Here is a 22,970-nt window from a genome sequence, read left to right as displayed (position 1 = left end):
GGGGCTCGCCCGCGCCCGGTGGGTCAGCGCAGCCTTCAATCCGAAATCGCCAGCACGCACTCGTCCGCGCCATAGCTGCGGCAGCAGACAGAGAAGATCGACAAGCTGCCCGGCGCGATCGCCGGCCCGAGCAGCCCCTCCAGAAAGCCGCTGAAGAAGGCGCAGCCGGAGTGGCCTTCCGTGCATAGCGGGCTGGCGTGGATGTGCAACTGGTCGCCCTGCTGATCGACCTCGACCAGCGCACGCAGCGCGGGGGTGCCGATGTGCTCGATGGCCGCGCGCAAGTCCCGCCCGACGTCCAGCGCGTACTCGCGCTCGAACAGCCACGCGCCCGTGCGCTGCCCCGCCAGCATGAGCGAGGATTCGCGCGCGCCGTCGGCAACCGCCTGCGCCAAAGCCAGCAAGCACGGCACGATCCGCGGATATTCCGACGGCAGCTCATGCAGCGCCCGCGCGACCGCCGCCTCGTCAGCCGGCAGCGGCACCAGTTCGACGAAGGGCGTCGCGGCCACGCGCGGCGGGACCGACGTCGGCAACATGGGCAGGATGAACTCGAACGCCGACTCGTCCGCCACGATCGATGCCGGAGTGGGTGCCGGTGCGGGTACGAGCGGCGGAGCCGGTGCAGGCCTCGTTTGCGGCCGGGTGGCCGCCTCGGTCATCGCAACCGGCGCCGCGGCCATCCCCGCCATGCCGGCACGATGGGCCATGGCGGCAGCGGGAGCGGGAGCCGGTGCGGGCGCGGGAGCAGGCACCGCGGGCGCGGCGACCGGCGCGCCTTTCGACGCGGGAGCCGTCGCCGGGGGGCGGGCAACGGGCGGAACCGTGCGTGCCGGTTCCATCGGTTCGCGCGATGCCGCGAAATGTGCCCGCGTTTCGCCTTCGACGAAGGGAAACGTCTTCACGCTGATGAAGCGCTCGCAGGCGTCCAGCGCTGCCTCGAGCGCCCGCTGCTTGCGCGACGGCCCCTGCACCACCATGGTCAGCAGGATGCCGTGGTGATCCTGCACGAGGCGTTGCCGTTGCAGGCTGAAGCCGCCGGCCAGGACCAGCCGGCCAACCTCTACCAGCAGGCCCTCGCGGCGTGCCGCGAGGCCCTGGATTTCCAGCTCGATCATCATGCCCCCTGCATGCGATGCCGGTGATGTGTGTCGTGCCGCATGCTACGTCAGCCGCTGCGGCAAAACCCGGACGCACGGCCGGAAATTGCGCTTGCACGGGACGGCGCCTTGTGGTGCATGCGGACGGCCAACGAAAAGCCCCGCTGCGGCGTAATGCCAGTCAGTTAAGGTATTGACGAAGCCGGAACGACCCAAGAGGCTCATGGTTTTCCATGAGCCTCTTGCTTTGATCTCAGCCCTGCAAGCCAACTTTGATGCGGTAGGCGATCTGTCTCCCGACGCGTTTGATCGTTTCAGCCAGCTCATTCCGGCCGCCTGGATCGAGCAAGCATTGCAAGCGACTGGCACGACGTCACTGCGCCGTCGACGTCTGCCGGCCGAGCGATTGATCTGGCTGGTCATCGGCTTAGCGCTGTTTCGCAACGAACCGATCTGGCACATTGTGCGTCAGTTGGGGCTGGCGTTGGGTACCGAGGCACAGGTCGTGCCTGTGCCGAGCGCTACGGTTCAAGGGCGCCAGCGACTGGGTGAAGCGCCGTTGGCCCATCTGTTCGATCAGCTCAGCCGCGCGTGGTGCACCGCACCGCTTCCGACGGCCGGGCTCTTCCACGGGCTTCGCCTGTTGGCGGTCGATGGCGTGGTGTGGTCGACGCCTGATACCGCCGAGCATCGTGATGTCTTCGGCGCAGGACGATCGCAGCACGGTGAAGGGAGTTGGCCGCAGGTGCGTGCGGTGTGCCTGATGGATGTTCATACGCACCTGATCCGGGCCGCCGCCTTCGGTGCCTATACGACCGGCGAGCTCAGCTACGCCCACGATCTGGTAACCGCGGCGCCCGATGACTCACTGACGATCTTCGACCGCGCCTACTATTCGGCGGCTTTCCTGCTGGCGTGGCAGCATGCGGGAGAGCAGCGGCACTGGCTGATGCGAGCCAAGTCCTCGTTGCGTTATGAGGTGATCCGTCCGCTCGGTGAAGGCGATGCGTGGGTGCGCCTGCCGGTCTCGCCGCAAGCCCGTCGCCAGCATCCGCAGCTGCCAACCTTCTGGGAGGCGCGTCTGATCCTCTGTCCTTCCGGTCGGCGCTACCTGACCTCGCTGGCCGATGCCGTTCGATATCCCGCCGATCAGGTGGCAGTGTGCTATCGCGAACGCTGGGAGATCGAACTGGGTTTTCGGGACATCAAGCAAGCCATGCAAGCCAACGACACCGTCTTGCGCAGCAAGCGACCGGAGCTGGTGCGGCAGGAAATCTGGGGGCTGCTGATCGCCTACAACCTGCTGCGCTGGGAAATGCACCAAACCGCTGGTGAGCTGGGCGTGCCACCGACCCGGCTCAGCTTCCAGGGGTTCACGCGCGCCATCGTGGCCGAGTTGCGATACGCCCCGCTGGAAACACCCGGCGCCTTTCCCAAACGACTCGCCCGCCTCCGACAGCAAGCCCACATCTATCTGTTGCCCGCACGACGACAACGATCTTGTCCCCGTGAAGTCAAACGCCGACCCCACAAATACCCCACGAAAAATGCCAGTCTGTCTTAACTGACTGGCATTACGCTGCGGCGGGGCTTTTCATCCGGGCGACGCGGCTGCTTCAGCGCAGGATCGCGGCCGGATCCTGCTTCGCCTTCAGCGCGCCGCACAGCTGGATCGACTCGCCGGTCTGCGCCAGGCCGCGGCCGATGCCGGCGGCGTCCTTTTCGCGGGTCTTGAAGAACGCCTGCAGGCGATCGTACTCAGCGCTGGAGCAGCCACCGCCGGCCGCCAGCGACGGCAGGCGGCCGCCGGAGAAGCTGCCGGTGCGATCGAGGATCTGCTGGTAGTGTCCAGTGAACCACGTCCACATCGCATCGCGCTGGGCCAGCGTGTCGCGGCCGCCGCGCAGCAGCATGCCCATCTCGCCGACCTTCACTGGCTTGGTCAATGCGAAGTTGCGCACCTGCTCGGCCAGCGCAGGATCTTCCACGCTGGCCAGGCCGCCGAGGATGCCGTTGCGCAGGGCCGGATCGCTGGTCTTGGGCAGCTCGGCGATCAGCGCATCGACCACGCTCTTGCCGTGTTCCTGCACCGCCACGCCCAGCGCATCGCCGAGCAGGTCGGGATCGGCGGCAGCCAGGTTCAGACGGCCATCGGCGCCCGGCTTGAGCGCGGCCTCACCTTGCTTGAGCAGGGCCGCACGCACCTGCGGCAGCTTGAAGTCGAACGCCAGCGCGCCGGCCAGGCTGCTGCGCATCAGCGCATCGTCTTCCGGCTCGTTCGCCTTGCGCTGGTAGCCGAGCTGCTCCAGCCGCGGCAGGTAGGCCGCCTTTGCCCACTCGGCCAGACGGGCGCGCTGCGCATTGTTGGCGGCGATGCGATGGTAGAGCTGCGCCGCCTGGTCCAGCGGCACGGTGGCCACTTCGCGGATTTTCGAACCGGCCAACGGCTGCAATGCAGCCAGCATGTCGCCGGCATCGATGTCGCCATGGCGGAAGCTGGCGCCGATCGCGTCGGCGTAGGCGAGTTGCTCGGCATCGCTGAGCTTGCCGATCTGCTTGACCAGCCCGCCCAGCTCCGACTTGTCGAGGCTGAAGCGGTAATAGCCGCTGGCGTTCGCGTTCGGCATGATCCAGGTCGGCTGGCTGGCGCCGGCCAGCACCATCGAGCCGGTCGCCTTGTCGAGCATCTTGCAAGCGACCTTGCTGGATGGTGCTCCATCTTTGCCGCTGGCGGCAGTGCCGTAGCGCACGCATACCGGCACGCCCCAGATGCGCTGCGGATCGCCGCTGCTGCCGAGCGGCAGGTAGCGGCTCTGGCTCAGCTGCAGCACGGCCTGGCCGTTTTTCTGTTCCAGCTTCGTCGCCACGTACGGCACGCCGGACTGGTCGAGGAAGCTCTTGAACGCATGCTTGAATGCATCGCCCTTGTCCGCCGCGGTGGCGATCGCCGAGACCAGGTCGTCGGCGGTGGCGTTGCCGTACTTCTGGCTCTGGATGTACGCGCGCATGCCCTTCTGGTAGGTCGGCTCGCCCACGTAGTTCTCGAACATGCCGATGACGCTGGCACCCTTCTGGTAGGTGATGCCGTCGAACGCGGTCATGATGTCGCCGTTGCCGGTGATCGGCTGGCGGATGCTGCGCGCGCTGACCAGGCTGTCGTTGTTCATCGCGCCCTGGCCGCCGCGCACGCGGTCGAGGTCGGCGCGGTATTCCGGGTGCACCTGCATGGTCACCTTCTGCTGCATCCAGGTGGCGAACGCCTCGTTGAGCCAGATGTCGTTCCACCATTCGGTGGTGACCGTGTCGCCGGTCCACTGGTGCGCGAGCTCATGCGCGTTGACGTTGAACGAGCCCCGCACGTTGCGCGCGGGCGAATCCTTGTCGATCAGCAGCAGCCAGTCGCGGAAGGTGACCAGGCCGGGGTTCTCCATCGCGCCGGCCTCGAAATCCGGCGCGGCCAGCAGGTCCAGCTTGTCGAACGGGTAGCCGAAGCCGTAGTAGTTCTCCAGCGCGTGGATGATGCTCGGCGTTTCGCCCAGCACGTGCTGCATGCGCTGTCCCTCGCCCTTGGCGGCGATACCGCGCAGCTGCAGCGGCTTGACGCGATACGCGGTCGGCGAGATGTCCGGGCCGGCGACGATGTCCCACGGACCGACCGCGAACGCGACCAGGTAGGTCGGCAGCGGCAGCGTCTGCGCGAAGGTCACCGTCTTCCAGCCCCTGCCGGCCGGCTGCTCCCTCACCTGCTGGGTGTTCGCCACCACGTTTTCGTGGTCGGGCACGGTGATGCTGAGGTCGAACGGCGTCTTGAAGCCCGGCTCGTCGAAGCCGGGGAAGGCGAAGCGCGCGCTGATCGGTTCCATCTGCGTCATCGCATACGGCTGGCCCTTCGCGGTGACCTTGTACAGGCCCTGCAACTGCTGGTTGAGCGGCGCGGTGTACTCGACCTTCACCGTCAGCTGCTGCGGCTTCAGCGTGCGGCCGAAATCCACCCGCGCCACGCCGGCCTTCGGGTCCACCGCCACGTACTTGCCGGCGTGCGCCTTGCCGGCGGCGTCGGTGACGGTCACCTTCGACACCTTCAGCCCCGCACCGTCCAGCCACAGGTGGTCGGAGGCCTGGGTTAGCTTGACCTTGATCGTGGTGGTGCCGGAGAAATCCTGCTGCGCCGGATCGACCTTGAACGCGAGCTGGTACGACTGCGGCACCGCCCAGCCCGGCAGCCGGCCCTGCGGCGCCTGGTCGGCGGTGGCGGCGAACGCGGCGCCGCAGCAGGTGGCCAGCGCGGTAAGCAGGAGAGGGCGGGCGAGTCGTCGCATGAGGATTTCTCTGGCGTGGGGAAAACCTCAAGCTAGAGCCGGCATGACCTCCGACCCAGTGCCAGAAGGCATGCCCGCCACGCGGCCGGCGCCGTCTGCGACAGCACCCAAAGAAAACCGGCGATGAAGCGAACTTCATCGCCGGCCGGAAAGCCCGCGCGCCGCGGGGGAAGAGGGAGGGAACTCCGACGCGCGGGGGATCGCCGGTGCAGCGTAAGGCGCCCGCTTGCATTGCTCCAATTGATTGTTACCATCCCTGTCATAGCGTATGGCTATTGCCGAGCCGGGACGATCCATGAACCTGCGCGATCTCCAGTACCTGGTGGCCCTGGCCGAACACCGGCACTTCGGCCGCGCCGCGGATGCCTGCTTCGTCAGCCAGCCCACCCTGTCCACCCAGATCAAGAAACTGGAAGAGGAACTGGGCGTGCCGCTGGTCGAACGCACCCCGCGCAAGGTGCTGCTGACCGAGGTCGGCCGCGACATCGCCATCCGCGCACGCGACGTACTCAACGGGGTCGAGCAGATCCGCAGCGTGGCCCGCCGCACGCTGGACCCGGAATCGGGCACGGTGCGGCTGGGCATCTTCCCCACCTTGGGCCCGTACCTGCTGCCGCATGCCCTGCCGCTGGTGCGCCAAGCCTTCCCTCGGCTGGAACTGCTGCTGGTCGAGGAAAAGACCGAGGCGGTGCTGCGCCTGCTGCGCGAGGGCAAGCTGGACGCCGGCATCCTCGCCCTGCCGCTGCACGAGGACAGCCTGCACAGCGAGTTCCTGTTCGAGGAACCGTTCCTGCTGGCGGTATCGGGCGAACATCCGCTGGCGCACAGGCAGGGCCAGCTGAAACTGGCCGACCTTTCCAACCAGAACCTGCTGCTGCTGGAAGACGGCCATTGCCTGCGCGACCAGGCGCTGGAGGTATGCCATCTTGCCGGCGCCGTCGAGCGCAGCGGCTTCCGCGCCACCAGCCTGGAGACGCTGCGGCAGATGGTGGCGGCGAACGTCGGCATCACCCTGCTGCCGGTCACCGCGGTGAAGCCGCCGGTGGCACCGCTGGACAACCTGCACCTGATCGAGTTCAAGGGCCATCCGCCAAGCCGGCGTGTCGCCATGGTCTGGCGCAAGAGCTCGGCGATGGCCGACTTCCTGAAGCGGCTGGCTGCGGTATTCCGGCAGTTGCCGGCCGACCTGCTGAACCCGCACACGGCCGCCACGCCCGCGCCGCCGGCGAAGCCCGTGCGCGCCGCGCGCAAGGCCGCGCCCCGATAGCTGCGGGCTATCCGCCCGATCCAGACAATCAATTTCACCGGCAACCCACCGCGCGCTAGGCTCGGCCGGTCACGACCATGAAGGCCGCACGCGCAACCCCTCCCAGCCCAACGTCACGAGGTGATGTCATGAGCAACCTGAAAGGCTCCAAGACCGAGCAGAACCTGAAAGACGCCTTCGCCGGCGAGTCGATGGCGAACCGCCGCTACCTGTACTTCGCCGCCAAGGCCGACGTCGAGGGCTACAACGACATTTCCGCGGTGTTCCGCTCCACCGCCGAAGGCGAGACCGGCCATGCCCACGGCCACCTGGAATACCTCGAGGCGGTGGGCGACCCTGCCACCGGCCTGCCGTTCGGCGGCACCCAGCTGAACCTGAAGAGCGCGATCGCCGGCGAGACCCACGAATACACCGACATGTACCCGGGCATGGCCAAGGCTGCGCGCGAGGAAGGCTTCGAGGAGATCGCCGACTGGTTCGAGACGCTGGCCAAGGCCGAGCGTTCGCACGCGAACCGCTTTACCAAGGCGCTGGGCGACATGGCCTGAACGCGGCCGCCTGCTCCTGGCCGCCATCCCGGCGAAAGCCGGGATGGCGGATCGCAGGCGTTGACGCTGCCTGACCCGATCTGTTCCAGCCCGCGGGGAGAACACGATGGCCGACCCCATCCACGAAACGCGCGAAGGCAACCTCGACGCACCCACACGCCATCCGCTGGGCCAGCACGAGCCCGCTTTCTGGGACGCCACGGCGCTGGAAGCGGAGATGGAGCGCGTGTTCGACATCTGCCACGGCTGCCGCCGCTGCGTCAGCCTGTGCCACGCCTTCCCTACCCTGTTCGACCTGGTTGACGCGTCGGCGACGATGGAGATCGACGGCGTCGACAAGGCCGACTACCCGAAGGTCACCGAGCAGTGCTACCTGTGCGACCTGTGCTACCAGACCAAGTGCCCGTATACGCCGCCGCACCCGTGGAACGTGGATTTCCCGCACCTGATGCTGCGCGCCAAGGCGGTGGCGTTCGAGCGTGACGGCGCGCCGTTGTCGTCGAGGATCCTGTCCAGCACGCGCACCGTCGGCAAGCTCGCGTCGATCCCGGTGGTGGTGCAGGTGGTCAACGCCGCCAACCGCAACCCGGTCGCGCGCCAGCTGCTGGAAAAGACCCTGGGCGTCGACGCGGACGCGCGCGTGCCCGAGTACCACTCGCCCACCGCGCGCAAACGCCTGCGCGACCTCGACGGCAGCGGCGAAGCGGTGCCCGCCGGCCGCACGCGCGGCAAGGTCGCGCTGTTCGCCACCTGCTATTGCGACCACTCCGACCCGGCGGTGGTCGAAGACCTCGCCGCGGTGCTGCAGCACAACGCGATCCCGACCAAGCTGGTCGAACAGGAGAGCTGCTGCGGCATGCCCAAGCTGGAGCTGGGCGACCTGCAGACGGTGACGAAGTACAAGCAGCGCAACATCCCGGTGCTGGCGAAGATGGCGCGCGAAGGCTGGGATTTCACCGCGGCGATCCCGTCCTGCGTGCTGATGTTCAAGCAGGAGCTGCCGCTGATGTTCCCCGATGACGCCGAGGTGGCGCTGGTACGCGAGCGCTTCTTCGACCCGTTCGAGTACCTGGCCGAACGGCACAAGGCCGGCCTGCTCAAGACCGACTTCAAGACGTCGCTGGGCAAGGTCGCCTGGCAGGTGCCGTGCCACCAGCGCGTGCAGAAGATCGGCCCGAAGACGCGCGAGATCCTGCAACTGGTGCCGGACACCGAGATCGCCACCATCGAGCGCTGCTCCGGCCACGACGGCACCTACGGCGTCAAGCACAAGACCTACGCGCTCTCGCGCAAGCTGGCCAAACCGGTGGAGAATCGCGTCGAGCAAGCCAACCCCGACCACTTCACCAGCGACTGCCCGATGGCCGGCGGCCACATCGCCCACGGCCTCGGCGACCAGCCGGCGGCGGAGCATCCGTTGAGCCTGCTGCGCAAGGCCTACGGAATCTGAGCATGGACAAACTCACCCGCGCCGACCTGCTCAGCCTGGAAGCCTACGCGCAGCAGCGCGGCGAGTTCCGCACCCGCGTGATGGCGCACAAGAAGCAGCGCACGGTGCACCTCGGCGAGCACCTCACGCTGATCTTCGAGGACCGCCTGAGCATCCAGTACCAGGTGCAGGAGATGCTGCGCATCGAGCGCATCTTCGAGGCCTCCGGCATCCAGGACGAGCTGGACGCCTACAATCCGCTGATCCCCGACGGCAGCAATCTCAAGGCCACCATGCTCATCGAGTACCCCGACGCCGAACAGCGCAAGCGCGAACTGGTGCGCCTGCGCCACCTCGAGCACGCGATCGCGCTGACCGTGCACGGCCACGCCCCGGTCGCCGCCATCGCCGACGAGGACATGGAGCGCAGCAACGAGGAGAAGACCGCCGCGGTGCATTTCCTGCGCTTCGAACTCGACGCGGCGATGATCGCGGACTGGCGCTCCGGTGCGCCGGTCGCGCTGGCCTCGACGCTGCAGGCGCTGCCGGTCGAGGCGACGCTGGCCCCGCAGCAGCACCGCATGCTGGCGGCGGATTTCGCCTGAGCATGCGCAAACTCCTCGTCGCGGCACTCCTGCTGCTAGTGCTGCTGGGCGTGTTGCGGCACCGCCAGCATCTTCCGCTGCAGCCCGAACCCGGCGTACTCGCCGCCGAAGTACCGGTGCAGGTCGATCTCGACCACGGCGCGCAGCTGCAGCGTGGCGACGTCACCCTGACCACCCGCGCCCACTTCGACATCACCGCGCGCGTGCTGGCGCGCAAGGATTACGCGCGGAGCACCGACGGCGAACTGGTCCCGCTCGATCTCGCGCTCGGCTGGGGCCGCATGTCCGACAGTGCGGTGCTGGACAAGATCGACATCCGCCAGTCCGGCCGCTTCTACTACTGGCACGTCGAGGCCTTCCCGATCCCGCGCCGCGAGATCGAGACCTCCAGCGCGAACATGCACATGATTCCCGCCGACGCCGACGTGAAACGCCAGCTCGACCAGGTGCGCCCCGGCCAGCTGGTGCACCTCGAAGGCTTCCTGGTCGACGCCAGCCGCCCCGGCGGCTGGCACTGGAACACCTCGCTGAGCCGCGACGACACCGGCGCGGGCGCGTGCGAGCTGATCTACGTCGAACGGGTCGACGCCGCCGCGCCGTGAGCGGCCGAGCTCAGTAACGCAACAGGCTGTGCAGCGGCGCGCCCGCCGGCCAGCGACTGCGCCCCCGCAGCACGGGCAGTTCGATTACCACGCTGGCGCCGAGCAGCTCGGCGCCGAGGCCGCCGAGCAGCGCCGCAGCCGCCGCCAGTGTGCCGCCGGTGGCCAGCACGTCGTCGGCCAGCAGCACGCGCTCGCCCGGCCGGAACGCACCGCGTTGCACCTGCAGCTGGTCGCTGCCGTATTCCAGCTGGTAGTCCACGCTCGCCACCGGCGGCGGCAGCTTGCCGGGTTTGCGCAGCGGCACGAAGCCGGCGTGCAGCTTCTGCGCCAGCGCGGCGCCGAAGATGAAGCCGCGCGCCTCGATCCCGCACACCGCCTGCACGCCGCTGCCCTGCCACGGTTCAGCCAGTGCGTCGATGCAGCGGGCGAAGCTGCCGGCATCGGCAAGCAGCGGGGCGACGTCGCGGAACATCACGCCGGGGCGCGGAAAATCAGGGACGGCGCGGATCAGCGCGGCAAGGTCTTGCATGGGATTCCCTGGGCGAAGGCGCGCGGCTCAACAGGGCGCGGCCAGCGGATCGTCCGGCAGCGCGTCGCCGATCGCCTGCCGCGCCTCGACCAGCCGCGCCTCGACCTCGGCCACGATGCCGCCGGCCTCGGCCAGGCTCGATGCGGGCACCATCACCGCGATGTAATTCATCGCCGGCAACTGGCCGACCCCGCCGGTGAGGTACTCGCCCGCGATGAACGCCGGGATGCCGCCCGCTTCCAGCGCATCCTTGACCAGATGGGCATCGAACAGGTTCTCGGCGCGATAGACGGTATGCATGCCCTGCACGCTAACCCGCCCCGCTGCGCGGGGCAAGACTCCCGGCGGCGGTGGCGGCGACAAGGTAAACTTGCCTGTTTCCGCCACCGCTTGCGAGCCCGAGCCCGATGCCGACCGAGAACCCCGCCAACGCACCCGCCCCTTCGACGGCCGCCGTGCAGCAGGCGGCTCCCCATCAGGACTTCATCCGGCAGATCGTGCGCGACGACCTCGCCGCGGGCAGGCACAGCGCGATCCACACCCGCTTCCCGCCGGAACCGAACGGCTACCTGCACATCGGCCACGCCAAGGCAATCTGCCTCTCCTTCGGCATCGCCCGCGAATTCAACGGCTGGTGCAACCTGCGCCTGGACGACACCAACCCGGGCAAGGAAGACCCAGAGTTCGTGCAGGGCATCAAGGACGACGTGCGCTGGCTGGGCTACGACTGGCACGAGCTGCGCCACGCCTCGGACTATTTCGACGTGTTCTATCGCGCCGCGCTCAAGCTGATCGGGGACGGCCTGGCCTACGTGGACGACCTTTCCGCCGACGAGATGCGCGCCTACCGCGGCACGCTGACCGAGCCGGGCCGTCACTCGCCGTACCGCGAGCGCAGCGTGGAGGAAAACCTCGACCTGTTCCGCCGCATGCGCGGGGGCGAGTTCGCCGACGGCAGCAAGACGTTGCGCGCGAAGATCGACATGGCTTCCGGCAACATCAACCTGCGCGACCCGGCGCTGTACCGCATCCGCAAGGTCAGCCACCAGAACACCGGCGACGCCTGGCCGATCTACCCGATGTACGACTTCGCGCACGCGCTCAGCGACGCGATGGAAGGCATCACCCACTCGCTGTGCACGCTGGAGTTCGAGGACCACCGCCCGCTGTACGACTGGTGCGTGGACAAGGTGGACTTGCCGAACCATCCCGAGCTGTGGCAGTCGGTGGTCGCCGCAGGCCTGGAGGCGAAGCCGGCCAAGCCGCGCCAGATCGAGTTCTCGCGGTTGAACCTTTCCTACTGCATCACCAGCAAGCGCAAGCTGGCGCAACTGGTCGGCGAGCATCATGTGGACGGCTGGGACGACCCGCGCATGAACACCCTGCGCGGCCTGCGCCGGCGCGGCTTCACTCCGGCCGGGCTGCGCCTGTTGATCGAGCGCGTGGGCGTCAGCAAGCAGAACAGCGTGATCGACTACGCGGTGCTGGAAAACTGCATCCGCGAGGATCTGGACGCCACCGCGGCGCGCCGAATGGCCGTGCTCGACCCGCTGAAGCTGGTGCTCACCAACCTGCCGGCAGGCCACGAGGAAACGCTGGTCTTCCCGAACCACCCCAAGGACGAAAGCTTCGGCACGCGCGAAGTGCCGTTCGCCCGCGAGCTGTGGATCGAGCGCGACGACTTCGCCGAAGTGCCGCCGAAGGGCTTCCACCGGCTGAAGCCGGAGGGCGAAGTGCGCCTGCGCGGCGTCGGCATCGTGAAGTGCGTCGAGGTCGTCAAGGACGCCGACGGCCAGGTGGTCGAACTGCACTGCACGCTCGACCCGGAAACCCGCCACGGCCTGCCCGGCGCCGACCGCAAGGTGAAGGGCACCATCCACTGGGTCAGCGCGATGCACGCGGTGGCCGCCGAGGTGCGCCTGTACGACCGCCTGTTCAGCGTGCCCGCGCCGGACAGCGAGGAGGACGGCAAGAGCTGGCTCGACCACGTCAACCCCGAGGCCAAACGCGTGGTGCAGGCGTGGCTGGAACCGGCCGCCGCCGGCGTCGAGCCGGAGCAGCGCTTCCAGTTCGAGCGGCTCGGCTACTTCGTCGCCGACCGCGTCGACCACCGCGCCGACGCGCCGGTATTCAACCGCACGGTGACCCTGCGCGACGTCTGGGCCAGGCCCGCCGGCCAGTAAGCAGATCGGCCCACAAACGGAGCGAAGGCATGCTGCCGCTGCAAATCCATCTCACCCTGCCGCCGTGGATCGGCGACGTCGCCGACACCAACCGGCGCTACCACAGCGACGAGGAGCGCGTGGGCCTGGCGATCGAGCTGTCGCGGCACAACGTGGAGCGCGGCGGCGGCGGCCCGTTCGGCGCGGCCGTGTTCAACAGCCACAGCGGCCGGCTGGTCGCGGTCGGCGTCAACCGCGTGCTGCCGCAGAGCTGCTCGGTCGCGCACGCCGAGATGATGACGATCATGATCGCGCAGCAACGCCTGAGCCGGCACCGGATGAACGAGGACGGCGGCCATTACGTGCTGGCCAGCAGTTCGCAACCCTGCTGCCAGTGCTACGGCGCCACCGTGTGGGCCGGCGTCGACGAGCTGCTGATCGGCGCGCGCGCGCAGGACGTCGAGGAACTCACCGAGTTCGACGAGGGCCCGTTGCCGGCCGACTGGGTCGGTGAACTGCAGCGTCGCGGCATCGCGGTACGTCGCGACATCCTGCGCGAGCAGGCGCGCGAGGTACTGGCCGCCTACGGCGCCAGCGGCCAGCCGTATTGAGCCGCTGGCGCGCCGCGCTGCCGCTGGTCCTGCTGGTGCTGGCCGGCATCGTGCTGTTCGCCTCCGGCTCGCTGCATCAGCTGAGCCCGCACCAGCTGGTGGCGCACCAGGCCGAGCTGCACACACAGATCGCCAGCCACCCGTGGCTGACCCGGCTGGCCTTCATCGGGCTGCTGACGCTGACCGTGGCCACCGGCCTCCCCGGCACCATCGTGGTGATCCTGGCCGGCGGCTTCGCCTTCGGCGTGGTCGACGCCACCGTATGCTCCTCGATCGGCCTGACCCTGGGTTCGCTGGTGCTGTACCTGGCCAGCCGCTACGCCTTCGGCGCCGGCAGCCGGCAGCCGCCGGCCATGGTGGCGAAACTGCACCACGGCTTCGAACGCCACCCGGTGAGCTACACCCTGTTCCTGCGCTTCGTGCCGGTGGCGCCGTTCGGCCTGGTCACCATCTGCCTGGCCTGGCTGCGCTGCCCACTGTGGCTGTTCCTCGGCGCCAGTTGGCTGGGCGGCACCGTCTCGCTGATCTTCGAAACCTCGATCGGCGCCGGCCTCGGCGACGCCATGGCCATGAGCCAGGGCGGCAGTTTCGGCATCGGCCTGTTCCTGCACCGCGAAGTACTGCTGCCGCTGGGCGCGATCGCCCTGCTCGCCCTGCTGCCGTTGCTGGTCGAACGCCTCACCCGGCGGCGCCGGCAGGGCACCCGACGCTCCGGCTGAGCGCAGGGCGACCGGCCCCGGCCCGGGGATGCAACCCGGCGCCCGGATGCCCGCGGGCATCCGATCCCCACCGGCTTCGAACGTCCCTGCCCGGGCAAGGACGACCTGCTTTCGGGGCCCGACCGAAAGTTCATGCGCAGGACCGGCAGCGCCGTCGGACGCGCGCCCATCGGCAAATTGACTTTGATGGGGCGACATTCCCTATTGCCACTAGGCATGGCGTCAGCCCGTGACCCAGCACACGGACGGAGTTGTCGGTCAACTGAAACAATACCGGCAACCCTAGGGGGGAAATATGCCAGTTGCGATCCACACCGGCCGACGGTTCGCGTCACTGCCGCGCAGTTATCCGCGTCAAGCGCAGGGCGTGCCGCACTTGCGGGGTTTCACCCTGATCGAGCTGATGATCACGGTGGCGGTCATCGCCATCCTCGCCGCGATCGCCGTGCCCAGCTACTTCCAGTACACCCTGCGCTCCAACCGCTCGGCGGCCGAGAGCGTCATGCAGGAAATCGCCAGTGCGCAGGAACGCTACATGGTCGACGCCCGGCAGTTCGCCGGCAGCCTGACGACGCTCGGCTACAGCGTGCCCAATACTGTGGACCCCAACTACAAAATTGACATCGTGGCTAGCGCGGCTTCCGCCTCGGGTGGCACGGGGCCGGACTACACCATCACGGCCACGCCGAAAAACAGCCAAGTTCGCGACACGGGCTGCGCCACGCTCACGCTCAAAGGCGACGGCAGCAAGCTCGCCAGTACCGGCGCCACGAACTGCTGGAAATGAGCCATGCGCACATCACGTAGCCGCGGCTTCACGCTGGTCGAGATGCTGGTCACCCTGGCCATCTTCGCCGTGCTGCTGATGATCGCCATTCCCTCGATGCGGCCGTTCCTGCAATCGCAAAGCGTCAAGAACGCCTCGATGGACATCAATTCCACGGTGGCGCTGGCGCGCAGCGAGGCGATCAAGCGCAACGCCACGGTCGACGTGACGGCCAACAACGCGGCCGACTGGAGCCAGGGCTGGGTGGTCAGCCAGACGGCCGCCAACGTCATCCGCAAGCAGCCCGCCCTCGCCAATATCGTCATCACGCCATCCAGCGGAAGCTTCAGCTTCAGCGGCAACGGCCGGATAACCGGCACCGGCGCCACGTTCACGATCAAACCCGTCAACAAGGCCGGCTCGCAGCCGCTCTGCCTCACCGTCACGGTGGGTGCCACCGGCCGGGTCGAATCCACCAAGGTCACCTGCCCATGAAGAACCAGACCGGCATGATGCTGATCGAGGCGCTGGTGTCGCTGGTCATCGCGGCGATCGCCTTGCTCGGCACCGTCACCCTGATGGCGAAATCCACACGCAGCGAGATGGAGTCGTACCAGCGGGTGCAGGCACTGACCCTGGTGCAGGACATGGCCTCGCGCATCAACGCCAACCGGCAGGTCGCCGCGTGCTATTCGAACGGCGCCACCGGCCTCAGCACGACCACCACCCCGCTGCCGGTCTGCGCCACGGGTTCGGCGACCCAGATCGCCACCGCCAACGCCGATCTCGCCGCGTGGAAAAACACCCTGCTCGGCTCCAGCGAAGTTTCCGGCACCTCCAAGGTCGGCGCCATGATCGGCGCCGTGGGCTGCATCGACCAGGTCGACGCCGCCAATCAGATCTATCGCGTCAGCGTCGCCTGGCAGGGCCTGATGCCCACCGCCATACCCGTCCTGACGTGCGGGAAGGCCTCGATCGGCAACACCAACCTGCGGCGCGTGATCAGCGTCCAGATCCAGATCGCCAACCTCACGACGACATGATGACTCCTCGCGCCCACGGCCAGCCCATGTCGCATGCCCGCCAGCAGGCGGGCATGTCCCTGATCGAGTTGATGATCGCCGTCGCCATCGGCCTGGCGCTGCTGGCCGGACTCAGTTCGCTGTACGTGTCCACCAGCAAGGCCCGGACGGAGTTCAACAAGACCTCCGAACAGGTCGAGAACGGCCGCTTCGCCCTGCAATCCATCACCCGCGACATCGAAATGGCCGGCTTCTACGGGCGCGCCAGCCAGCTGATTGCCACCTCCAGCTACGCCCTGCCGGACCCCTGCGCCGCGGCGCCGGCCTCGATGGGTTTCAGCACCACGCCGACCGTCACCGTTCCGCTCCCGGTGTACGGGCCAGCGTTGGCCGCCACCGTGCTCCCATGCCTGGCGACCACCTTGCCGAACAGGGCCACGGGTGCGGAAGTCCTCACCGTCAGCTACGTCGCCGGCACCACCACCGCCGCTGCCAACGGTACCGATTACTACGTGCAACGGTCAGGCTGCGAGACGGACAGCGTGCCGCTGGTCTACAGCAAGACCGCCGCCGATTTCACCCTGCACAACAAGGCCGCCGTTGCCGGCGGCACCTGCAGCACCAGCAGCGCTGCCGAGCTGCGCAAGTACGTCATGCGCAGCTACTACGTGGCCACCTGCGACGTGTGCAGCGGCGCCGGCGCCGACACCACGCCGACGCTGAAGATGGCCGAGTTCGTGAACGGCACGATCCAGACCTCCTCGCTGGTCACCGGCATCGAGGACGTGCACTACAGCTACGGCATGGACCTCGACAACAACGGCTCGCCGGACTGCTACGCCGACAACCCGTCCGACACCAGCGCCGTGCCGGCGGCCTGCGCCACCGCGGCGACGGCTGCCTCCTACGCATGGACCGCGTCGGCCACCGCCAACTGGGCCAACGTCGCCGCCGTGCGCATCAACCTGCTTTCGCGCAACCTCGACAGCACCGCCAGCTGGACCGACACCCGCACCTACGCCTTGGGCCGCGCCGCGGCGAACGGCCCGTACGGCGACCACTACAAGCGACACATCTACGGTACCGTCGCCCGCATCTGGAACACCGGCGGCCTGAGGGAGAACCAGTGATGAAGACCTCTCCGTCCCGCGCCTCACAACGCGGCTTCACGCTGGTGATGACGCTGATCTTCCTGGTCATCTTCATGCTCTTCGCCATTTCCATGGTCAGTTCGAGCATGATCAACACCAAGGTCGCCGCCAACCAGCAGTACCGGCTGGAAGCCGGCACCGTGGCACAACAGGGCATCGAGCAGGTGATGAGCCAGCCGTTCATCCGGCTGCCGATCACCACCATCACCCCCGTGCGGGTCGACGTCAACGGCGACGGCAGCACGGATTTCACGGCGCAGGTCGCCCCTCCGGTCTGCCTGGACAGCAAGGTGATCCCGAACGCAACCCTGCCGGTGGGCGATGTGTGCAAGGTGCCCAACAATCCCAACGGCAACCTGATCCTGCCCGGTCCGTCCTCGTCGGTGTCTCCTCCGCCGGCAGCGCCCTCGATGTGCTCGGCGACGGATTGGGACATCCAGTCCAGCGTCACCGACCCGAGCAACACCGCCGTCGCGCTCACCGTGCACCAGGGCGCCTCCGTACAGGTGCCGATCGGCACGCCCTGCCCCTATTAACCTCGCATCCGTCCCCGCGGAGTAGCCGCCATGTCACACGCACGCTCCAACCTGAACCGCCGATTGCGCATCTTCGCCCTGATCGCCGCGGCGCTGACGCTGCCAGGCATGGCCAGCGGCGAGGACATCGACCTGTACACCGGCAACGCGATCAATGGCGGGCAGCCGAACGTGCTGCTGGTCATGGACAACGCGGCGAACGGCAATTCCGCCACCACGATAGCCCCCGGCAGCAACTGCCCCACCTGGATCGCCTCCAATCCCAAGGCGCATGACTTTGAGGCATGCGCGCTTTACAACATGATCGGCTCCATCGGGGCTCCGACCAGCGCGCTGAACGGCCAGGTCAACATGGGCTTGATGATGTTCAACGGGGCCAATGGCGGGTTGTTCTTCTATCCGAACCCCTCGCCGACGCCGCCCGGCCCCCTGCCCCTGCTGGACACCACCCGTGCCGCCACCTTCCAGAGCGCGATCGCCGGCACGCCCGGCGGCGGAACCGGCCCCGGTACGGCGGCCGTCAGTACCAACTCGAACAATCTCGACGAATCGATGGAGGAGGCCTGGGCTTTCTTCACCGGCACCACCGGCCTGTCGGGGACCAAGTACACCACGCCGATCAACAACGCCTGTCAGAAGAATTTCGTCATCTACCTGGCCAATGTGAGCGGCAGCAATGCCCCCAAGACCGCCAACAGCGTCACGCCGGCACAAACGACGCTGGCCACGGCCATGGGCGTCCCCGCCAGCACCAACCCCATGTCGCCGCCGATGATTCCGCTGAACCCGACGGGTGACCAGCAGAACTGGGGCGACGAATGGGCGAAGTTCATGTACCAGTCCGACCTGTCCGGTATTTCCGCCTCGGTCGAGCACAACCCGCAGAACATCATCACCTACACCATTGCCGTTTCGAATGGCTGCGAGGCCACGCAGCAAAAATGCAAAGACCACATCAACCTGATCAAGAGCATGGCTGCCAATGGCGGCGGCAAGTACTTCTACGTGAGCGCAGGTGATGTGAGCGGCCTGATCGAGGCACTGACCACGATCCTCAACGAAGTGCAGGCGACCAACAGCGTATTCGCCTCGGTGAGCCTGCCGGTCGCCGTGAACGCCCAAGGTACCTCGCTCAACCAGGTTTATGTCGGCATGTTCCGTCCGGATGCCACCGCCGCGCCGCGCTGGGCGGGCAACCTCAAGCAGTACCAGCTCGGCTACGACAGCAACAACGACGTGGTGCTGGACGACTCGCTGGGCAACCCGGCGATCAGCAACGCCGGCACCGGCTTCATTTCACCCACCGCGCTCAGCTTCTGGACCGCAGACCACCAGACCGGTACCCCGCGCGACGGCCCGTTCACCATCACCGCCAGCGGCTATAGCAGCAGCATCGTCGCCAGCTGGCCAGCCAATGGTTTCTGGGTCAACCACTCGACGGGCGCGGGCGGCGTCTTCGATGCCCCGGATGGCGAGGTCGTCGACAAGGGCGGCGTGGCCGCAATGATCCGCGCGGACTACCTCACCGACCAGTCGACGCGGGTGATCTACACCTGCACCAGCGTGGGCGGCTGCCCCACCTCCGGCACGCTGCCCACGTTCGACGCCACCACGCTGGCCGGCAACAGCCTGTTCGGCACCAGCTCGACCACGACCCCCACCACCACCGACCTGATCAACTGGATCCGCGGCACGGACAACAACACCGGTACCGGTGCCGAGAGCCCGGCCGGGCCGGGCAGCCCGGTCACCGTTCGGCCGTCCGTCCACGGCGACGTGCTGCATTCGCGGCCGGCGGTCGTCAACTACGGCGGCTCCATCGGCATCGTGGCGTTCTACGGTTCCAACGACGGCCTCTTCCACGCCGTCAACGGCAACAAGGATGCCACCGCGCCCGGCGTCATCAAGATGACCAGCGGACGACTGGTGCGCCCAGGCGGCGAACTGTGGTCGTTCATCGCCCCCAATTTCTTCAGCAGATTCCAGCGCCTGTACAACAACAGCCCGCTGCTTACGCTGGGCGCCGCCAGCGGCAGCGGCAAGCCCTACTTCTTCGACGGCACCACCACGGTCTATCAGGACCTGCGCAACGCCGCCAGCCCGAAGACCTACATCTACGTCACGGCGCGCCGCGGCGGCCGGCTGATCTACGCGTTCGACGTGAGCGACCCGCTCCAGCCACCGATTTTCTTGTGGAGCAAGACCAACGCCGACATCCCCGAACTCGGCCAGACCTGGTCGCAACCCAAGCTGGCGCTGGTCAAGGGCCACACTGACCTCAGCAGCGGCAATCCCATCCCGGTGGTCGTCATGGGCGGTGGCTACGACACCGCCGAGGATACGGATCCGGTCGCCACAGCCGACACCATGGGGCGCGCGATCGTGGTGCTGGATGCGTTCAACGGCAGCACGGTGTGGAGCGCCTGCCCATCCGGCTGCACGGCTGCGGTACCTGGCATGACCTATGCGATCCCGTCCGACATCACCCTGCTCGATCGCAACGGCGACGGCTACACCGACCGCCTCTACACCGGCGACCTCGGGGGCAACATCTGGCGCGTCGACGTGGACGACACTTCCCCCGCCAACTGGCAGGTGACCAAGCTTGCCAGCCTGCGCACCACCGGCACCGGCACCGGCAGCGCCTGCGCCACCAACCCCACCGGCGCGCGCAAGTTCTTCTACCCCCCCGATGTCACGCCGACCTCCAGCTTCGACGCGGTGGTGGCCGCCAGCGGCGACCGCGAGCATCCTCTGGCGACCAACGCATCCTCCTGCGTGGTCAACCGCTTCTACATGCTGAAGGACACCAACACCGGCACCAGCGTGGCCACCGGCTGGACCACGATCACCCAAGCCATGCTCACCAACGAGACCGGCGCCGCCGCCGGAACGACCCCGCCGTACTCCTCCACCAGCACCACCTCAGGGTTCTATGTCACCCTGACCCACTCGGGCGAGAAGGCGGTGAACGCGCCGCTGACCGTGGCCGGCTACACCTACTTCGGCACCAACACCCCGGCCGATCCGAAGCTGAACCCCAGCATGTGCTACCCGAACCTGGGTATCGCACGCGGCTACGCGATCGACTTCCGGACCGGCGCCGGCCAGAACAGCAACGGCTACATCGTCTTCGACGGTGGCGGCCTGCCGCCCTCGCCGGTGTTCGGCCTGGTCGAAGTCAATCCCGGCAGCGGCGTGTACACCCCGGTGCTCATCGGCGGCGGTAACCAGACCGGCACCGGCGGCGGCAACAACAGCTCGGCGCTGGGCGCCCAGAAGGTCACTCCGCCCAATACCGGCAAGCGCAAGCGCACCTACTGGTTCACCGAAGGCCTGAGATAGTCGCCGGACCCGGCAGGCGCGACCATCCCGTCGCGCCTGCACCACGACTCCGGGCGAGGGGGCGTTCGCGCTGGTCGTCGCCCTCGCGACCGGCACCACGATGCCACCCTATCCGACACCACCATGAACACCAACCCGATCGACCATGCGTCGCGGGGTGTCGCCGCCGGTACCGACTCGCCGGGAGCAGACATACCACCCCGTGTCCCGATACAGCTGTCAATCTGCGCATTTCGCGCTAGTGTTGCGCCAGACTCAGCTCATCCAGATGCATGGGGCAAGGGCTGAACCTGGCCCGGCGTGCTGGTGCGGGGCAATGCGCGGGAGGTATGGGGCAGATGGACATGGCGACCAAGTCCTGGCCTGCGCGCCTGTGGCAGCGCACGACGCTGACGCAGCGCCTCGCCTTCGTGGCGCTGGTGCCCGCCCTGGTCACCGCCGCGCTGCTGGTGACCCTGTTGACCCAGCGCCAGTTGGCCAACCTGCGCCAGGTCGCGCACGACAACGCCGAGGCCATCGCCACCCAGGCGGCCTCGATCAGCCTGCAGCCGCTACGCACGGAGCAACTGCGCGAACTGGCTCGAATCGCCGATTCGGTCGGCGAACTGCCACACGTGACGCGCGTGCAGATCCGCAGCGATGCCGGCCAGATCCTGGCCGACCATCACGAGCCCGATACCAGCCGCGATCCGCGGGAAACCCTGACCGTGGTGCGCAATGTGGTCGATCGCGAGCAATCGGAAAAAGACGCCTTGGGCTCGGTGCTGGTGGATGTGAGCCTGCATGATGCGATCGCCGCGCAACGCGCCAGCCTGCGCTATGCGCTGATCGCCCTGGCACTGAGCCTGCTCGTTGCCGGCATGATCGGCTGGCAGGCCGCGCGCCGGATCAGCGCGCCGCTGCGCCACCTGGCCGGTGCCGTGCGGCAACTGGGCCAGGGCAGCCGCCAGGTGATGGTGGCAGTGACCGATCGCACCGAAATCGGCGAACTGCAGCAGGGCTTCAACCAAGCGGCCGCGGCACTGCACGACATACAACTCGGCATGGAACAGCAGATCGAGCAGGCCACGCAGGAACTGGCCCGCAAGAATGCCGCGCTGGAAGCGGCCAGTCTGGCCAGGTCGCGCTTCCTGGCGGCGGCCTCGCACGACCTGCGCCAACCGCTGTACGCGCTTACCCTGCTCTCCTCCGCGCTGGCGGTCGACGAGCACGATCCGCAGCGGCTGGACCGGATCGCGCACATCCAGGAATGCGTGCAATCGCTCGACCACCTGTTCGGCGAACTGCTCGATCTGTCGCGGCTGGAAACCGGTACGGTGCAAGTCGAGGTCAGCGAGTTTCCGCTCGACCAGGTCTTCGCCGAAGTCAGCCGCAATTTCGACATGGTCGCCGAGCAGCGCGGGCTGCAGCTGGCCACCCACCCTGCCGGGCTGTGGGTACGCAGCGACCGCACCATGCTCATCCGCATCCTCAACAACCTGGTCAGCAACGCCCTGCGCTTCACGCATCACGGCGGCACGCTGGTCGGCGCCCGCCGCGCCGGCAACGGCCGGGTGCGCATCGAGGTGTGGGACACCGGCCGCGGCATCGCGCCGGAGCACCGGCCCAGCGTGTTCGACGAGTTCTACCGCATCGACGACCACCCCGACACCGGACTCGACGACGGCTCACGTTCGGGCCTGGGCTTGGGGCTGGCGACGGTGCAGCGGCTGGCGGAGCTGCTCGATACCGAAGTTCAGGTGAAATCCCGACTCGGCCGAGGCAGCGTGTTCCATTTCCTGCTGCCGGGCGCCGGCGCGCGGGCGGCTTTGTCGGAGCCCGACGACGACGAACCCGCCGATCTGGCCGGCAAGCGTGTGCTGGTCGTGGACGACGACCCGGCCATCCTGTCCGGCATCCGCTTCCTGCTGCGCAGCTGGGGTTGCAAGGTGGAAGTGGCCGAGGACCGGCTGCAGGCGCTGGAGGCCGTCGAAAACTGGCCGGGGCCGCCCGATATCGTGATCTGCGACCTGCTCCTGCGCGGCGGCGAACGCGGCCCCGACGTCTTCGCCGCGCTCGACCAGCACTACCGGCGCGATGGCAACACGCCGTTCGCGCGCCTGCTGGTCACCGGCGAAACCCGCATCGACTGCCTGCGCGAAATCATCGCCGCGAAGATCCCGCTGCTGTACAAGCCGGTTTCGCCGCAACAACTTCGCCGCGCGATGACCTCGGCCTGGACCGTTGCCCGCGACGACGGCTGAAGCCGCACACGGCCGC

The 22,970-nt window shown here is 67.9% G+C and carries 20 protein-coding genes; 16 read left to right on the top strand and 4 right to left on the bottom strand.

All coding sequences use genetic code 11. From position 1 onward, the window contains the following. Positions 1-35: 35 nt before the first annotated feature. Positions 36-1,121, bottom strand: a complete 1,086-nt coding sequence (locus R2APBS1_RS03620; RefSeq protein ID WP_027485409.1) for a beta/alpha barrel domain-containing protein — start codon at positions 1,119-1,121, stop codon at positions 36-38. Positions 1,122-1,323: 202 nt separating this feature from the next. Here R2APBS1_RS03620 and R2APBS1_RS03615 point away from each other — a divergent pair, with 202 nt between their 5' ends. Continuing rightward, positions 1,324-2,664 (top strand): IS4 family transposase, encoded by a 1,341-nt coding sequence (locus R2APBS1_RS03615; protein ID WP_015446919.1) that lies wholly within the window; start codon positions 1,324-1,326, stop codon positions 2,662-2,664. Between the two features lie 52 nt (positions 2,665-2,716). Here the strand turns inward: R2APBS1_RS03615 and R2APBS1_RS03610 are convergent, their stop codons facing one another. Beyond that, positions 2,717-5,419, bottom strand: a complete 2,703-nt coding sequence (locus R2APBS1_RS03610) for a M1 family metallopeptidase (protein ID WP_015446918.1) — start codon at positions 5,417-5,419, stop codon at positions 2,717-2,719. A gap of 295 nt (positions 5,420-5,714) precedes the next feature. Here R2APBS1_RS03610 and R2APBS1_RS03605 point away from each other — a divergent pair, with 295 nt between their 5' ends. The 5 genes from R2APBS1_RS03605 (at position 5,715) to R2APBS1_RS03585 (ending at position 9,870) form a co-directional block, all read left to right on the top strand. Next, positions 5,715-6,686: a LysR substrate-binding domain-containing protein gene (locus R2APBS1_RS03605; protein ID WP_015446917.1), complete on the top strand. Its 972-nt coding sequence runs from the start codon at positions 5,715-5,717 to the stop codon at positions 6,684-6,686. 128 nt (positions 6,687-6,814) lie between these two features. Then, positions 6,815-7,234, top strand: a complete 420-nt coding sequence (locus R2APBS1_RS03600) for a rubrerythrin family protein (protein WP_007507266.1) — start codon at positions 6,815-6,817, stop codon at positions 7,232-7,234. 106 nt (positions 7,235-7,340) lie between these two features. Next, the gene (locus R2APBS1_RS03595) at positions 7,341-8,684 is read left to right on the top strand and encodes a (Fe-S)-binding protein (protein WP_015446916.1); all 1,344 of its coding nucleotides are present in this window, start codon (positions 7,341-7,343) and stop codon (positions 8,682-8,684) included. A 2-nt stretch (positions 8,685-8,686) separates the two neighbouring features. Then, on the top strand, positions 8,687-9,268 hold the full coding sequence (locus R2APBS1_RS03590; RefSeq protein WP_015446915.1) for a DUF3501 family protein: 582 nt from the start codon (positions 8,687-8,689) through the stop codon (positions 9,266-9,268). Positions 9,269-9,270: 2 nt separating this feature from the next. Further along, positions 9,271-9,870, top strand: coding sequence for a hypothetical protein (locus R2APBS1_RS03585; RefSeq protein ID WP_015446914.1), 600 nt, complete (start codon positions 9,271-9,273; stop codon positions 9,868-9,870). A gap of 10 nt (positions 9,871-9,880) precedes the next feature. On the opposite strand, the gene R2APBS1_RS03580 is transcribed toward R2APBS1_RS03585, so the two are convergent. Both R2APBS1_RS03580 and R2APBS1_RS03575 read right to left on the bottom strand, forming a co-directional pair. Beyond that, entirely contained in the window at positions 9,881-10,399 is a 519-nt protein-coding gene (locus tag R2APBS1_RS03580; RefSeq protein WP_007507274.1) for an adenine phosphoribosyltransferase, read from the bottom strand. A gap of 27 nt (positions 10,400-10,426) precedes the next feature. After that, entirely contained in the window at positions 10,427-10,699 is a 273-nt protein-coding gene (locus R2APBS1_RS03575; RefSeq protein WP_007507276.1) for a putative signal transducing protein, read from the bottom strand. A 107-nt stretch (positions 10,700-10,806) separates the two neighbouring features. Between R2APBS1_RS03575 and R2APBS1_RS03570 the strand changes: the two genes are divergently transcribed. The 10 genes from R2APBS1_RS03570 (at position 10,807) to R2APBS1_RS03525 (ending at position 22,954) form a co-directional block, all read left to right on the top strand. After that, positions 10,807-12,582, top strand: a complete 1,776-nt coding sequence (locus R2APBS1_RS03570; protein WP_015446913.1) for a glutamine--tRNA ligase/YqeY domain fusion protein — start codon at positions 10,807-10,809, stop codon at positions 12,580-12,582. Between the two features lie 29 nt (positions 12,583-12,611). Then, the gene (locus R2APBS1_RS03565; RefSeq protein WP_015446912.1) at positions 12,612-13,172 is read left to right on the top strand and encodes a nucleoside deaminase; all 561 of its coding nucleotides are present in this window, start codon (positions 12,612-12,614) and stop codon (positions 13,170-13,172) included. After that, a complete protein-coding gene (locus R2APBS1_RS03560) occupies positions 13,169-13,891 on the top strand; it encodes a TVP38/TMEM64 family protein (protein WP_007507283.1) in 723 nt (240 codons plus the stop codon). The genes R2APBS1_RS03565 and R2APBS1_RS03560 overlap by 4 nt, the downstream gene beginning before the upstream one ends. Before the next feature lie 295 nt (positions 13,892-14,186). Then, a complete protein-coding gene (locus R2APBS1_RS03555) occupies positions 14,187-14,678 on the top strand; it encodes a type IV pilin protein (protein ID WP_015446911.1) in 492 nt (163 codons plus the stop codon). Between the two features lie 3 nt (positions 14,679-14,681). Next, positions 14,682-15,152 carry a GspH/FimT family pseudopilin gene (locus R2APBS1_RS03550; RefSeq protein ID WP_015446910.1) on the top strand — a complete coding sequence of 157 codons (471 nt, stop codon included), beginning with the start codon at positions 14,682-14,684 and terminating at the stop codon, positions 15,150-15,152. After that, positions 15,149-15,700, top strand: coding sequence for a type IV pilus modification protein PilV (gene pilV / locus R2APBS1_RS03545; protein ID WP_007507288.1), 552 nt, complete (start codon positions 15,149-15,151; stop codon positions 15,698-15,700). The genes R2APBS1_RS03550 and pilV overlap by 4 nt, the downstream gene beginning before the upstream one ends. A gap of 53 nt (positions 15,701-15,753) precedes the next feature. Further along, positions 15,754-16,809 (top strand): PilW family protein, encoded by a 1,056-nt coding sequence (locus R2APBS1_RS03540; RefSeq protein WP_236126996.1) that lies wholly within the window; start codon positions 15,754-15,756, stop codon positions 16,807-16,809. Then, positions 16,809-17,366: a type IV pilus modification PilV family protein gene (locus R2APBS1_RS03535; RefSeq protein ID WP_015446908.1), complete on the top strand. Its 558-nt coding sequence runs from the start codon at positions 16,809-16,811 to the stop codon at positions 17,364-17,366. Before R2APBS1_RS03540 ends, R2APBS1_RS03535 begins: the two co-directional genes overlap by 1 nt. 30 nt (positions 17,367-17,396) lie before the next feature. Then, positions 17,397-20,711, top strand: coding sequence for a pilus assembly protein (locus tag R2APBS1_RS03530; protein ID WP_015446907.1), 3,315 nt, complete (start codon positions 17,397-17,399; stop codon positions 20,709-20,711). A 344-nt stretch (positions 20,712-21,055) separates the two neighbouring features. Continuing rightward, positions 21,056-22,954: an ATP-binding response regulator gene (locus R2APBS1_RS03525; RefSeq protein WP_236126995.1), complete on the top strand. Its 1,899-nt coding sequence runs from the start codon at positions 21,056-21,058 to the stop codon at positions 22,952-22,954. Positions 22,955-22,970: the final 16 nt, after the last annotated feature.

Source organism: Rhodanobacter denitrificans, from assembly GCF_000230695.2.
GTDB classification, from domain to species: Bacteria; Pseudomonadota; Gammaproteobacteria; order Xanthomonadales; family Rhodanobacteraceae; genus Rhodanobacter; species Rhodanobacter denitrificans.
Note: the sequence above shows the minus strand (reverse complement) of the source record. Positions and strands in the feature narration are given on the sequence as shown.